This window comes from Bradyrhizobium sp. Tv2a-2 (assembly GCF_000472425.1).
In the GTDB taxonomy this organism is placed as follows: Bacteria; Pseudomonadota; Alphaproteobacteria; order Rhizobiales; family Xanthobacteraceae; genus Bradyrhizobium.
On sequence record NZ_AXAI01000006.1, the window covers coordinates 130,736 to 144,898 of the forward strand.

The 14,163-nt window shown below is 64.1% G+C and carries 10 protein-coding genes; 8 read left to right on the forward strand and 2 right to left on the reverse strand.

Annotation, left to right across the window (positions count from 1 at the left end; all coding sequences use genetic code 11):
• Positions 1-5 precede the first annotated feature (5 nt).
• The 5 genes from pssA (at position 6) to A3AI_RS0113830 (ending at position 6,998) form a co-directional block, all read left to right on the forward strand.
• The gene (pssA, locus tag A3AI_RS0113810) at positions 6-878 is read left to right on the forward strand and encodes a CDP-diacylglycerol--serine O-phosphatidyltransferase (protein WP_024516148.1); all 873 of its coding nucleotides are present in this window, start codon (positions 6-8) and stop codon (positions 876-878) included.
• A gap of 144 nt (positions 879-1,022) precedes the next feature.
• A complete protein-coding gene (locus tag A3AI_RS0113815) occupies positions 1,023-1,742 on the forward strand; it encodes an RraA family protein (protein WP_024516149.1) in 720 nt (239 codons plus the stop codon).
• A 17-nt stretch (positions 1,743-1,759) separates the two neighbouring features.
• A complete protein-coding gene (locus tag A3AI_RS0113820; protein ID WP_024516150.1) occupies positions 1,760-2,584 on the forward strand; it encodes an SDR family NAD(P)-dependent oxidoreductase in 825 nt (274 codons plus the stop codon).
• A 244-nt stretch (positions 2,585-2,828) separates the two neighbouring features.
• A complete protein-coding gene (locus A3AI_RS42685; protein WP_024516151.1) occupies positions 2,829-5,903 on the forward strand; it encodes a bifunctional diguanylate cyclase/phosphodiesterase in 3,075 nt (1,024 codons plus the stop codon).
• A 3-nt stretch (positions 5,904-5,906) separates the two neighbouring features.
• Positions 5,907-6,998, forward strand: a complete 1,092-nt coding sequence (locus A3AI_RS0113830; RefSeq protein ID WP_024516152.1) for a DUF2336 domain-containing protein — start codon at positions 5,907-5,909, stop codon at positions 6,996-6,998.
• Positions 6,999-7,084: 86 nt separating this feature from the next.
• On the opposite strand, the gene lon is transcribed toward A3AI_RS0113830, so the two are convergent.
• Together lon and A3AI_RS0113840 are read right to left on the reverse strand one after the other, a co-directional pair.
• Complete coding sequence (lon, locus tag A3AI_RS0113835) at positions 7,085-9,442, reverse strand: endopeptidase La (RefSeq protein ID WP_051382410.1); 2,358 nt, start codon at positions 9,440-9,442, stop codon at positions 7,085-7,087.
• A gap of 67 nt (positions 9,443-9,509) precedes the next feature.
• Positions 9,510-9,917, reverse strand: coding sequence for an Hsp20/alpha crystallin family protein (locus A3AI_RS0113840; RefSeq protein ID WP_024516154.1), 408 nt, complete (start codon positions 9,915-9,917; stop codon positions 9,510-9,512).
• Between the two features lie 310 nt (positions 9,918-10,227).
• On the opposite strand from A3AI_RS0113840, the gene A3AI_RS0113845 reads away from it, so the two are divergent.
• From A3AI_RS0113845 to A3AI_RS0113855, 3 genes are all read left to right on the forward strand, one after another.
• Positions 10,228-11,001, forward strand: a complete 774-nt coding sequence (locus tag A3AI_RS0113845; protein ID WP_024516155.1) for a motility protein A — start codon at positions 10,228-10,230, stop codon at positions 10,999-11,001.
• Between the two features lie 41 nt (positions 11,002-11,042).
• Complete coding sequence (locus tag A3AI_RS0113850; protein WP_024516156.1) at positions 11,043-11,873, forward strand: OmpA/MotB family protein; 831 nt, start codon at positions 11,043-11,045, stop codon at positions 11,871-11,873.
• A gap of 247 nt (positions 11,874-12,120) precedes the next feature.
• Positions 12,121-14,043: a potassium transporter Kup gene (locus tag A3AI_RS0113855; RefSeq protein WP_024516157.1), complete on the forward strand. Its 1,923-nt coding sequence runs from the start codon at positions 12,121-12,123 to the stop codon at positions 14,041-14,043.
• Positions 14,044-14,163 lie beyond the last annotated feature (120 nt).

Sequence of the window (14,163 nt, forward strand, 5' to 3'; positions counted from 1 at the left end):
GAGCCATGACCTTTGAACCGACCCAGGCCGAATTGCGCCGCCGCCGCTTCCGCCCGATCCCGGTGCGGATGCTGGTGCCCAATGTCATCACCCTGCTTGCGATCTGCGCAGGGCTCACAGCCATCCGCCTGTCGACCGAAGACCGGATGGGGCTGGCCGTCGGTCTGATCGTGTTCGCAGCCGTCCTTGACGGCCTCGACGGCCGGGTCGCGCGTATGATCAAGGGCCAGTCCAAATTCGGCGCCGAGCTCGACAGCCTCGCCGACTTCGTCAATTTCGGCGTAGCGCCCGGCCTGATCCTCTATTTCTGGCAGTTACATGAGCTGCGCAATGGCGGCTGGATCGCGGCGATGGTGTTTGCCATCAGTGGCAGCCTGCGGCTGGCGCGCTTCAACGCCAGCATCGACGATCCCAACAAGCCCGCCTTTGCCGCGAACTATTTCACCGGCGTTCCGGCTCCGGCGGGTGCGATCACCGTGCTGTTGCCGATCTATCTTGCTTTCCTCGACATAAGTAAGCCGCCGGCGGTGGTAACCGCAGCCTATACGCTTTTGGTCGCATTCTTGATGGTATCGCGGCTGCCGGTGTTTTCCGGCAAGACCGTGCGTATGCGCGTGCCGCCGGAGCTGGTGCTGCCGGTCTTCGTCTCGGTGATCTTCTTCATCGCGCTTCTGATCGCCTATCCCTGGTACATCCTCTCCGCCGGCTCGGTGCTCTATATCCTGAGCTTGCCGCTGGGCTGGAAATCCTATCGCGACCATGCGCGCGCCGCGGCCTCGGCGGCGAGCGGCAGCAAGGTCCCGGCATCGAGCCCGCAGGCGCCGTCCTTTCCGCCTGCCGCATCCGAGTCCGAGGAACGGCCAGACCGGCTGCATTGATGCCCAGGGCTGTCCGCATAGTCCGTCCCTCAGATATCTGCCATGAGCAGGCGCTGAGTTGGGTTTGCTGCCAATCTCGGCTATAGGGCAGGGACAATGGGCGGCGCTTGAAACGGTCGCCCGCGATCCCCGGAGAAGACGCCCGTGAACAAGCCTGCCAACGCCCCGCTGCCCGCATCCCTGCTCGAACAGCTTGCGCGCTGGGACACGCCGACGATCTGCAACGCCATGGAGATCGTGGCACCCGAGCGGCGGCTGATCGGCTACACGACCAAGCCGCTGGTCTGCCCGTTTCCCACGCTGCCGCCGATGGTCGGTTACGCGCGTACTGTGAGCATCCGCTCGGTGGTGAAGTCCGGCCTGCCGGCGGCCGAGCAGGGCAAGCGGCGCCTCGAGTATTATGAATATGTCGGCACCGGCTATGGGCCGCGCATCGCGGTGATCCAGGACATCGACGGTCCCGACGTCGGCTATGGCGCGTTCTGGGGCGAGGTACAGAGCAATGTGCACAAGGCGCTCGGCTGCCTCGGCGTCGTCACCGACGGCTCGATCCGCGACATCGACCAATGGGCTGATGGCTTCCAGGCGCTGGCCGGCTCGGTCGGCCCCTCGCATGCATGGGTGCATGCGGAAAGCTTTGGCGGCGAGGTGCGCGTCGCCGGGATGACGGTGCGCTCGGACGATCTTATCCATGCCGACCGCCATGGCGCGATCGTGATCCCGACCGACGTCGCGCCCAAGCTGCCCGAGGCCTGCGAGCTCTGCGCCCGCCGCGAGGCGCCGATCCTGGAGATCGCGCGCTCCAAGGAGTTCTCGCTGGAGAAGCTGAAGGACGCACTGAAGCGCTCGGCCGAGATCCACTAAGTCTCAGAGGGTGCGCCATGAACATGCGCGGCAAGACGGTCCTGATCACAGGCTCAACCGACGGTGTTGGCCGCTATGTCGCAAGGCGACTCGCGGCTGAAGGCGCAAACGTGCTGATCCATGGTCGCGACGAGGCGCGGGGGAAGACGCTGATCGCTGAGATCACCCGCGACGGCCATGCCGCGCCGCGCTTTTATCAAGCCGACCTGTCATCTTTGGCGGGCACGCGCTCGCTCGCCAGCGCCGTGACCGCCGACCACAAGCGGCTCGACGTGTTCGTCAGCAATGCCGGCATTGGATCGCGCAATGGGGGCCCCGAGCGGCGCGAGAGCGCGGACGGCTACGAGCTGCGTTTTGCCGTGAACTATCTCGCGGGCTTCCTGCTTGCTCATCTCTTGCTCCCGCTCGTCAAAGCGGCGGCGCCCTCGCGTATCGTCAATGTCGCTTCGCTCGGGCAATACCCGATCGATTTCGACGACGTCATGCTCACCAAGAACTACGATGGCGGCCGCGCTTATGCCCAGAGCAAGCTTGCGCAGATCATGTTCACCATCGATCTTGCCGATCAGCTCAAGGGAACGGGCGTCACCGTGAACTGCCTGCATCCCGCGACCTATATGAACACCACCATGGTCCGCGCCGGCGGCATCACGCCGATGTCGACCGTCGAGCAAGGCGGCGAGGCGATCCTGCGTCTCATCGAGGGCGACGACGTCGCCGGCCGGAGCGGGCTGTTCTTCAACGGGCTGGGCGAGGCGCAGGCCAACCCGCAGGCCTCTGATGCCAAGGCGCGTGCGCGGCTGCGCACGCTCAGCCTGCAACTAGCTGGTATTTCACTCTGAGAGAGTATTATCGCGGTATCTGGAGCCATCCGTACGAATACGGGTTCTGACAAGCTTCGGTATCTCGTTAATCAATCCCCGACCATGCGCGTGCTTTGATCCCACCGATCTGGCGCGCCCGGCCTATTTTTCAAAGCCCGATGCGGGAACCGCCCGAACGCACGAGACGCCCGTGAATGCGCTGATTTCGCGAACGAATCTATCAACCGAGTAAACGCAAGGGTCGGTCGCTGCAAGTCTACGCATGATGAGATCGAGTTGGCGCACCAAGTGGCGGTTTTGGCGAGGCGGGTCCGGCTGGCGGCCGACTGTCGCAACAGCAACGCTCGGCTTCGTACTGATCGTCTGCACCATCATCGTTGGTCTCGAAACATCGCGCATCCTGGAGCAGCGCGCCGACTATCTTGCCGACGCCAGGCGGGACAATGAAAATCTCCTGAAGTCGCTGATCCATCATGCGGACCTGACCTTCCGCACCGCCGACACGCTGTTGACCGGCGTTGTGGAACGGCTGGAGCACGGCGATCTGGCCCAGGCGGGAGGACGTGAGCGAGTTGCGTCCTGGTTTCAGGACGAGGTGGCCCGAAATCCGGAGCTGCGGGGATTTGCTGTTGTCGATCGACAGGGCGCGCTGATCGCGAACTCGCAGCGCAACTGGCAATCTGTCGACGATTCGGATCGCGAATACTTCCGATACCACGTCAGCAATCCGTCACAGAAGCCATACATCGGCGCGCCGATCCGCGGACGTAACGTCCGGGATTGGGTCATTCCGGTGTCCCGGCGGTTCAACAAGGAGGACGGGAGCTTCGGTGGCGTCGCGGTGGTGCTGATCCGACCGGGTCATTTCCAGGATTTCTATCAGCAACTCGATATCGGCGAGAAGGGCGCCATCCTGCTCGCAACCCGTAGCGGCAGGCTCCTGGCGCGCAGGCCGTTCGACGAAGCCAATGTCGGCAAGGACCTGTCGCAAAGCGGCATATTCCAAGAATTGCAGACATCGAAGTCCGGCTTTGTCGAGGTGAAGTCGTCGACCGATGGCGTCGTGCGCTTTAACAGCTACCAGGAGAGCGAGCTCTATCCGCTGGTGCTCGCGGTCGCCCAGAGCACCAGCGAGCTTCTCGCACCCTGGCGCGCCCGCGCCGAGCGCGAGGCGTTCGGCACTGCGATCATAGTCCTGGTCATTGCGCTGCTCGGATTTTTCGTCCGCAAGATGGCGAGCCGGCTAGGGGAGGTCAACGGGCTGTTCGAGCTCGCGTTGAGCAATATGCCGAACGGCCTCATCATGTTCGATTCGGAGAGGCGCGTCGTTATTTCCAACCAGCGCTTCCGCGACATGTATGGCCTGGGCGACGAGCAGGTGCGACCGGGCACGCCGTTGCGTAGTCTGCTCGAGAGCCATGTGCGCAACGGCCAGACCTCCGATCTGAGTATCGACGACTATATCGATAGCGTCATGCGCATCTCGACGCAGACGCAGCCGCTGGTGGACGGGCGAACCGTGTTCATTCGCCGCAACAAGATTTGCCGTGGCGGCTGGATTGCGACCCACGAGGACATTACCGAGCACAAGCGCGACGCGGATCTGCTGGTTGCGAACGCGGCGACGCTGGAGCAGACGAATGCGCGCTTCGATGCCGCCATCAACAACATGGCCCAGGGCGTCTGCCTGTTTGACGCCGAGCAGAGGGTCGTCGTTTCGAACCGCCGCTACGCCGAAATCTACCACCTCTCGCCCGAGCAGATCCTGCCCGGCGTCAGCCTGCCCGAGATCCTCGAACTTCGTCGTCGGGCGGGCACACATTTCGAGCTCGACCCCGGCGTCTACATGGCGGAGCACACCAAGCAGAAGGCCGAGGTCCGGGAGCTTGCCGACGGCCGCATCGTGTCGATCAGCCGTCACATGATGCCGGACGGCGGCTGGCTGACGACGCATGAGGACATCACCGATCGGGCGCGCAATGAGCAGAAGATCGCCTATCTTGCCGAGCACGATCTCCTGACCGGGCTGCCGAACCGCGCCTTTCTCACCAAGATGCTGGAGGGGCCGATCTTTCGCCGCGACAACGTCGCGACCGATGATTTCGCCGTGTTCATGCTGGATCTCGACAGGTTCAAAAACGTCAACGACACGCTCGGTCACGCCGCCGGCGACCAGTTGCTGATCGAGGTCGCGCGCCGTCTCAAGGCGAGCCTGCGCGACAGCGACATCCTGGCGCGCCTCGGGGGCGACGAGTTCGCCATCATCCAGCCGCTGGAAGGTCATGAAAGCGAACGGGACCATGAAACGACGATCGCGCTCGCGCTTCGGATCGTTGACACCATTGCACGGCCGATCGATCTGGACGGGCATCAGGTGACGGTCGGCACCAGCATCGGGATCGCGCGCTCGCCATTCGACGGACGCGAGCGCAAGGACCTGCTCAAGAAGGCCGACCTCGCGCTCTACGCGGCGAAGGCGGACGGCCGCAACGACTTCAGGCTGTATCGGCCGGAGATGATGAAGAGCGCCGAGACCCACAAGATCATCGAGAACGAATTACGCGAGGCTATCAGCAAGGGGCAGTTCGAGCTGTACTATCAGCCGATTATCGATGTCAGGTCGCAGACGGTGTGCGGCGGCGAGGCCCTGGTGCGCTGGCGCCATCCGCAGCGCGGCCTCGTTGATCCCGACAAATTCATTCCGGTTGCGGAAGCGAGCGGACTCATCATTCCGCTCGGCGACTGGATCCTGCAGCAGGCATGCAAGGACGCCGCCGACTGGCCCGAGCCACTCAGGGTTTCGGTCAATCTCTCCGCCTTCCAGTTCAACAAGGGCAACCTGTTCGACGTCGTGCTCTGCGCGCTGGTCGAATCCGCCCTCAATCCGGAGCGGCTGGAGCTCGAGATAACGGAATCGGCGTTGCTCGACAACCAGTCCTCGCACCTGCAGACCATCCGGCAATTGAAGAACCTCGGCATCACCATGGCGCTGGACGATTTCGGAACCGGCTATTCGTCCGCGAGCTACCTGACCAACTTCCCCTTCGACAAGATCAAGATCGACAAATCCTTCATCCAGGGCGCCGAGCGGCGGCGAGATTGCACGGCCGTGATCGCCTCGGTGCTGGCACTCGCGCGCGGGCTCGAGATGGCGGTGACCGCCGAAGGCGTCGAAACCGAGCATCAGTTCCAGATGCTGCGCAAGGCGGGCGTGGAATACGCACAGGGCTTTCTGTTCGCGCGGCCGGTGCCGCAGGCGCGCTTCATGGCCGAGTTCGCAGCGCCGCTTCGCGCAGCGGTGGTGCCCGCTACACGCGCGGCCGGCGGCCGGGGGTGAGCGATGGACGCATACGAAGGCCTGCTGGATCAGCTTGAGGATGCCGTCGGCAGCGGAAGCCTGTCACGTCGCGCGGACGTGCTGCGCCGGGTCACCGATCTCTTCATGTCGGCGTCGGGCAGTTTCTCCGAACCGCAGCTCGAGCTGTTCGACGAGGTCATGACAAGGCTTGTCCAGGGCGTCGAGTTGGCGGCCCGCGCCGCATTCGGCAGCCGCCTTGCGAGTGCGGTCGATGCACCGTTGAACATCATCAAGATGCTGGCCTTCGATCCCGCGATCGAGGTCGCGGGGCCCGTGCTCTCGCAATCGACGCGGGTCACCGAGCAGATGCTCGTCGAGAACGCCAGGACGATGAGCCAGGATCATCTGCTCGCGATCTCCAGGCGGATGGAGGTCAATGAGAGCGTCACCGACGTGCTGCTTGCGCGGGGTAATCCGGCCGTGGTTGCAAGCACGGCCGAAAACAGCGGGTCGCGCTTTTCAGGCAACGGCTTCTCGACCCTGGTCGACAAGGCGCTCAAGGACAACCGCCTGGCGTTATGCGTGTGGTCGCGCCCGGATATCCCCAGGCACGAGGTGGTCAGTCTGTTCCAGCGCGTCTCGGACGAAGTGAGGGCGGCGCTGGAGGCTGCGAAACCGCGCCAGGCGCATCAGATTCGCGCCGCTGTGGCCGCCGCCAGCGAGCGGCTGCAACACATGGCTCGCGCCGGCTCGGGGATATTTCGCGATGCCAGACACGAGGTTCAGGAGCTGCATGCGCAAGGCAGGCTCGACGAAGCGGGCATTCTCCGCTTTGCCAGGGCGAAGGATTTCGACCGCACCGCGGTCGCGCTCGCCTGTGTCTGCGACGTTTCCATTGGTGTCGTCGAGCGCGCGCTGGTGCAGAAGCGTGTCGAGCAGGTGATCGTGCTCGCAAAGGCTGCCCGCTTTTCCTGGGACACCGCCAAGGCCCTGCTGCTGCTCAAGGCAGCAAAGGCGGACTTCGCCTCTGCCGATCTTGACCAATACTGCGCGAGCTTCAGCCGCCTGCAGGCCAAGACCGCCAACACCGCGTTGCAGTTCTACCGGCTGCGCGACCGGGCGGGGCGGGTTTGAGGGATTGCCCCGGTCATTCCGGGGCGATGCGACAGCATCGGACCCTCATCGAGGCGCCACGGAACGACACCTGACGACTGCCAGCTTCACTCCGCGGCCGCCGCCGGTTGCGGCGCTTCCGCAAGCGCATTGGCGACGGCGTCGTCGACCTGCTCGAGCCAGATGAATTCGAGCTTGTCGCGCGCGGTTTTCGGGATGTCGTCGTAATCCCTGCGATTGCGGGCGGGCAGCATCACGCGTGTCAGCCCCGCGGCTGCGGCCGCGACCACTTTCTCCTTGATGCCGCCGACCGGTAGCACGAGGCCTCGCAGCGAGATCTCGCCGGTCATGGCGGTGTCGCTCCTGACCGTGCGATTGGTGAGCAGCGAAGTTAGCGCCGTGAACATGGCGACGCCGGCGCTCGGTCCGTCTTTCGGCGTGGCGCCGGCGGGGACATGGATGTGGATGTCGCTCTTCTCGAACAGCGTGGGATCGATGCCGAGTTGCGAGGTGCGGCTCTTCACCAGGGTCAGCGCGGCCTGCACGCTCTCGCGCATCACCTCGCCGAGCTGGCCGGTGAGGATCAGCGCACCCCGGCCGGGCACGCGCGTGGCCTCGATGAACAGGATGTCACCGCCGACCGGTGTCCAGGCGAGTCCGGTTGCGACACCGGGCACGCTGGTGCGCAGCGCGATCTCGCCCTCGAAGCGCGGTTGTCCGAGAATGGCGGCGAGGTCCTTGGGCGCGATGGTCACCTTCTGCGTCGTCCCTTCGGCGATCTGCACCGCGGCATAGCGCAGCGCGCGGCCCAGCTCGCGCTCCAGCGAACGGACGCCGGCCTCACGTGTGTACCCCTTGATGATCTGTCGCAGCGCCTCGGCGTCGATCTCGGCCTGTTCGGCCTTCAGGCCGTTCGCCTCGAGCTGTCGGCGCACCAGATAGCGATTCGCAATCTCGAGCTTCTCGTCCTCGGTGTAGCCGGCAAGGCTGATGATCTCCATGCGGTCCAGGAGCGGTCCGGGGATGGTGTCGAGCATGTTGGCGGTCGCGATGAAAACGACGCGGGAGAGATCGAAGGGCACGCCGAGATAATTGTCGCGGAAAGTCGCGTTCTGCTCGGGATCGAGCACCTCCAGCATCGCGGCCGACGGATCGCCCTGAATACCGCGCCCCATCTTGTCGATCTCGTCCAGCATCATCACGCAATTGCGCGCGCCGGCCTTCTTGATGCCCTGGATGATGTTGCCGGGCAGGGCCCCGATGTAGGTGCGGCGGTGGCCGCGGATTTCAGCCTCGTCATGGAGGCCACCGAGACTGACCCGGACGAAAGGCCGTCCCATCGCACGCGCGATCGATTGTCCGAGCGAGGTCTTGCCCACGCCCGGGGGACCCGCGAAGCACAGGATCGGCGCCTTGCCCTGCGGCGCAAGCTTGCGCACCGCCAGATATTCGATGATCCGGCTCTTGATCTTCTCGAGCCCGAAATGATCCTCGTCGAGGATGCGGCGCGCCTCCGTGATGTCGATGGGTTTCTCATCCGGCAGCGCCCAGGGCAGCTCGATCAGCCAGTCGAGATAGGAGCGCACCATGCCGGCCTCGCCCGCCGCCTCAGGCATGCGCTCATAGCGGCGCAGTTCGCGCACCGCCTGGCTTTCGGCTTCCGGCGGCATCTTGGCCTTGGCGATCGCCGCGGTGAGCTCGGTGACTTCGGCCGCCTTGCCGTCGCCTTCGCCGAGCTGGCGCTGAATGGTCGCCATCTGCTCGCGCAGGATCGCCTCGCGCTGGCGCTCGTCGAAGACGGCCTTGGTCTTCTGGCCGATCTCGTTGGTCAGGCGCAGCACCTCCAGCCGCTCGGCCAGGAATGCGGAGACCCTCTCCATTCGCTTGGCCAGGTCGACGGTCTCCAGGATCTCCTGCTTGTCCTGCAGCTTGATGTCCATGTAGGCGGCCGCCATGTCGGCAAGCGCACCGGGCGCGGTGGTCGACTGGAAGGCGGCGACAAGCTCGGGCGGCGCCTGCGGCAGCAACTGCACCGCCTCGATCGCCTGGCGCTGCAGGTTGAGAAAACGTGCCTCGATCTCCGGCGAGTTATTGCTCGGCTCCGGGATATTTTGCACGCGCGCTGCCAGGAAGGGCGTGCCGGGCAGATAGTCCAGCACGCGGGCGCGCGACACGCCCTGGCAGATGACGTGATGGGTCTCGTCCTGGCCAGTAATGTAGCGTACGATGTTGGCGATGGTGCAGACGCGGTAGAGGTCTTCCGGGCCAGGATCGTCCAGCTCCGGGTCGCGCTGCAGCAGGATACCGACCGGCCGCTGCTCGCGCAGCGCCTGCTGGGCGGCGGCAATCGATTTGGCGCGGCCAACGGTGATCGGGGCGATCACGCCCGGAAACAGCACGATGTTGCGGACGGGAACGATGATCAAGGCATCGTCGGGAATGCGAATGGCGGTGGTGTCTGACATAATGTTGGAGGTATTGGCGTTGGAAGTCGCTTGTCCGGAGTCGGGCGGCATTTGGCGATCTCCGTTTTCAGGATTTGGCGAGACGGAAGGCGATGCAGCCGTTGACGGCGAAGCGGCTGACGGCATAGCGGCCGGACGGCAAAGCGATGCGGCGCTCGAATCGTCCCTGCGGCAGCTCCAGCCGGTGGATGCGGGCGTTGCGCAGTTCGGCAGGCAGTGTCCGCTGCCCGCTGATGGTGAGTACGCCGTCGCCCTCGATGACCGCCTCGACCCTTTCCGGGTCGACACCGGGCAAGGCCACCAGGATGAGGATTTCCTCATCCGTCTCCAGCACGTCGATCGGCGGCTCCCAGCAGGCTTCTCGCGGCCCCGCCTGCGACTGCAGGACAAAAAACTGCTGACGCAGCCGCTCGGCCCGGGTTAGTGAGTCGATCGCCTCGGACAGCATCCAGTTGATGGGATCTCTATTCGACATTGTCTGCCTCGACACCCCGCGTCTGGGGTCTGGAACGCGCCTGAAGGGATCAGGTTGCTGGGGACGGTGGAAATACGACCCGCTTTATATGGTTAGCGGAACGTTGATGTCACGCCCGTATCGCGGTCCTTTGGCCGCAACCCGCCTCGCGCCGGCCGCATGACCCTGCACCGTTCATCGCGATGCGGCACAACTGCGTTTAACCTTTACGCCTCTTTAATGGCGGCCATCTAGGGTCTTCCAACGTGGTCCAAGTCGGGCCGCGCGCCGTCAGGACGACGGTGGGTTCGCGTACGCGTTGGAGTCTCTCATGGATATCACGACGGGCGTAGGCCTGGTTGCCGGCACAATCGTCATCGCGACATTGATGCTACTCGGCGGCGACCTCGAGATGTTCGTCAGCGAGCACGCCGTCATCATCATCTTCGGCGGATCGATCTCGGCGACCATGATCCGCTTTCCGCTCGGCGTGATCCTGCATGCCCTGCCGCTGGGGCTCAAATACGCTTTCACGATGAGCCGGCTCTCAGCCCGCGACCTCGTCGACGAACTCGCCCGCATCGCCGAGATCGCGCGCAAGCAGGGGCCGGTCGGACTCGAAAAGGTCGAGACCGACGAGCCGTTCCTGGCAAAGGGCATCCGCTACGTCGCCGACGGCTACGATCTCGAATTCATCCGCGACAATCTCGAGCGCGACCGCGACAATTTCCTGATGCATCTGGACGAGGGCAGCAAGATCTACCGCGCCATCGGCGACTGCGCTCCCGCCTTCGGCATGATCGGCACGCTGGTCGGCATGGTGCAGATGTTCGCCAACATGACCGACCCGTCCAAGCTCGGTCCGTTCATGGCGACCGCCTTGCTCGCGACGCTGTACGGTGCGCTGGTCGCGAACCTGTTCTGTCTGCCGATCGCCGACAAGCTGCATGGCAAGCTTTTGGACGAGGAAACCAATCGCACCCTGATCATCGACGGCATTCTGATGATCCGCGATTCCAAGAGCCCGGCGCTGGTTCGCGAGATGCTGCTCGCCTACCTGCCGGAGAAACATCGCCATGAGGAAGGCGAGCCGGTGCCGGCCTAATGGAGCTGGCATAGCAGGGCGAATGGGGCGGAGTTGACGCGATGGCCAAGAAGAAACGCGGCGACGCGCATGGCGGCGGTCACGGCTGGTTCGTGACCTTCGCCGACCTGATGGGGCTGATGATGAGCTTCTTCGTGATGCTCGTCGCCTTCTCCACCCAGGACACCAACAAGCTCAAGGTTGTCGCCGGCTCGATGCGCGACGCTTTCGGCGTGCAGTCGGATGCGCGCTATTCCGGCGTCCTCGAGACCGACGGGCTGCCAACCCGCCCGAAGATGAAGAACACCGATCACATTCAGCCGGACGAAGCTTCCAATACGCCGAGCCCGGAGCAGCAGGAGCGCAACAAGCTCAATGGCGCGAAGCTGAAGATCGACCGCGAATTCGCGCTCGCCTCGGCTTCGCTGCGACAGGCCCTGCAGGACATGCCGGAACTCACCGAAATCTCCAAGCATGTCATCTTTGAGGAAACCAAGCTGGGCCTCAATCTCGAGATCGTCGACCAGGACGGCCGCTCGATGTTCGCCGACGGCTCGAAGGAACCCTATGAGCGCACCAGGCGCCTGATCGAGAAGCTCGCGATCCCGCTCAAGCAGACGCCCCTGCGCATCTCGATCGCCGGCCACACCGCAGCCGGCTTCATCCCGGCGCGCAGCAACTACGGGCCCTTCGATCTGTCTGCCGACCGCGCCAATGCCGTGCGCGCGATCCTTGAGCATGAGGGCCTGCCGGCGTCCCACATCTTCGCGGTCGCGGGAAAGGCGGACACCCAGCCGCTGTTTCCCGACGATCCCTCACTGTCGGCCAATCGCCGTGTCACGATCACCCTGATGCGGGAGGATCCGGCGCTGCCGCCCGATTTGAAGCCTTAGGTGCTTCCTCACTATGATACCTCAATTACCGACCCCTCGTGCGCTATGTGGGCGGGGAACGCGGTTTCCCGATCGCTGCTCCGAGGCCCGGAATCAACTTCCGCGCAAGTGGTCAGCAGTTCGAGAAATTATGCGTTTTCGCATGCCGCCGTCGCAGATTCAGGCTAGGCTCTATGCCTGACGCAGGACTATAAGCGCGGCTCACTTTGCCAACCGTGCAGTGAAAGCCTTTGAGGCTCCAGTTCCCATGACCAGTGATATTACAGCTCCCGCCCCGGAAACGAGGGTGGCCAACGGCCATGCCGATGCGCATTCGACGGCCGGCTTCGCCGCGCTGACCCTGGGTAGCATCGGCGTCGTCTATGGCGACATCGGCACCAGCCCCCTTTATGCACTGCGGGAGGCCGTGGCAGCCGCCAGCAGCGGAGGAGAGGCGACCCCGTTGGCCGTCATGGGAGTCACCTCGCTGATCCTTTGGGCACTTATCGTCGTGGTGACCCTGAAATATGTGGTGATCCTGCTGCGGGCGGACAATCACGGCGAGGGCGGCACCTTGGCGCTGATGGCACTGGCCCAGCGCGCGGTGACCAAGGCGGCCGGAACCATCGTCCTGCTCGGCATCATCAGTGGCGCGCTTTTCTATGGCGACGCGGTGATCACGCCGGCGCTGTCGGTGCTCTCGGCGATCGAAGGCATCAAGCTCGTTACCTCGTCGCTCGACCCATATGTCGTGCCGGTCACCGTGATCATCCTGGTGGCGCTGTTTGCCGTACAATCGCGCGGCACGGCGCGCGTGGCGGCGTTCTTTGGACCCATCATGCTGGTCTGGTTCCTCGTGATCGGTATTGCCGCGCTGCCAGCGATCGCACGACGGCCCGAGGTGCTGCTCTCGCTCAATCCGTTCTACGCCGTCTCCTTCATGCTGCATCATGGGATCATCGGCTTCGTCACCCTGGGCGCGGTTTTCCTCGCCGTGACCGGTGCGGAAGCGCTCTATGCCGACCTGGGCCATTTCGGCAAACGGCCGATCCAGACCGCGTGGCTCTTCATCGTCCTGCCGTCGCTCGCGCTTAATTATCTGGGGCAAGGCGCTCTTGTCATACGCGACGCCAAGGCGGTGGAAAATCCATTCTTCCTGATGTTTCCGGATTGGGCGCTGTTGCCGATGGTGGTTCTCGCCACCGTTGCGACCGTGATCGCGAGCCAGGCCGTGATCAGCGGCGCCTATTCGCTGACGCGTCAGGCGATCCAGCTCGGGCTGATGCCGCGCTTTGAAATCCGTCATACCTCGGAGGCGCAGTCGGGGCAGATTTTTATTCCACGCATTAACCGGATGCTGCTGATTGCCGTGCTGCTGCTGGTTTTCATGTTCAAGTCGTCGAGCGCGCTGGCCTCGGCCTACGGCATCGCGGTTACAGGCACCATGGTCGTCACCGCCATGATGGGGTTTGTGGTGATCTGGAAGGTGTGGCGCTGGTCGCCGCTGGCTGCCGCTGCCCTGATCGCGCCGTTCCTGTTCCTCGATCTCACCTTCCTCGCCGCGAATTTGTTGAAAGTCTGGGAGGGCGGCTGGGTGCCGCTCGCGCTCGGCGCCTGGGTGATGCTGTTGATGTACACGTGGCGGCGCGGCAGCCGGCTGCTGTTCGAGAAGTCGCGCAAGCTGGAGTTCCCGCTCGCCGAGTTGGTCGCCATGCTGGAGAAGAAGCCACCGCAGCGGGTCTCGGGCACCGCCGTGTTCCTGACCAGCGACCCCAACAGCGCGCCGACCGCGCTCATGCACAGCCTGAAGCATTACAAGGTGCTGCACGAGAAGAACGTCATTCTCACCATCGAATCCGCGCCGAGGCCGCGGGTCGATATCGCCGAGAGGGTGAAGCTCGAGCAGGTCAGCCCGACCTTCGCCAAGGTGACGCTGCGCTTCGGCTTCATGGAGACGCCCAACGTGCCCAAGGCGCTCGCGATCGCCCGCAAGCTAGGCTGGCAGTTCGACATCATGTCGACCTCGTTCTTCCTGTCCCGCCGTGCGCTCAAGCCCGCCGCGCATTCGGGCATGCCGCGCTGGCAGGATCATCTGTTCATCGCGCTAAGCCGGACCGCCAACGACGCCACCGATTATTTCCAGATCCCGAGCGGACGTGTGGTCGAGGTCGGGACCCAGATCACGATCTAAATTCGGTTGCCCGGCTAAGCGCTTGCGGTGCTTGATTTTTGGCGTACGAAGCGCGAGTTTGGGCGCCGTTCGCGGGTCGAGCTCGCGTACTGGATGAGAGTGTTGGAGGAAGTACGTGGC

Excerpts from the sequence above, each read along its gene's own strand:
- A3AI_RS0113855 (WP_024516157.1), top strand. The coding sequence starts at position 12,121 with ATGACCAGTGATATTACAGCTCCCGCCCCGGAAACGAGGGTGGCCAAC.
- pssA (WP_024516148.1), top strand. The coding sequence starts at position 6 with ATGACCTTTGAACCGACCCAGGCCGAATTGCGCCGCCGCCGCTTCCGC.
- A3AI_RS0113820 (WP_024516150.1), top strand. The coding sequence starts at position 1,760 with ATGAACATGCGCGGCAAGACGGTCCTGATCACAGGCTCAACCGACGGT.
- A3AI_RS0113840 (WP_024516154.1), bottom strand. The coding sequence starts at position 9,917 with ATGTCGAATAGAGATCCCATCAACTGGATGCTGTCCGAGGCGATCGAC.
- A3AI_RS42685 (WP_024516151.1), top strand. The coding sequence starts at position 2,829 with ATGATGAGATCGAGTTGGCGCACCAAGTGGCGGTTTTGGCGAGGCGGG.
- A3AI_RS0113850 (WP_024516156.1), top strand. The coding sequence starts at position 11,043 with ATGGCCAAGAAGAAACGCGGCGACGCGCATGGCGGCGGTCACGGCTGG.
- A3AI_RS0113830 (WP_024516152.1), top strand. The coding sequence starts at position 5,907 with ATGGACGCATACGAAGGCCTGCTGGATCAGCTTGAGGATGCCGTCGGC.
- lon (WP_051382410.1), bottom strand. The coding sequence starts at position 9,442 with ATGTCAGACACCACCGCCATTCGCATTCCCGACGATGCCTTGATCATC.
- A3AI_RS0113845 (WP_024516155.1), top strand. The coding sequence starts at position 10,228 with ATGGATATCACGACGGGCGTAGGCCTGGTTGCCGGCACAATCGTCATC.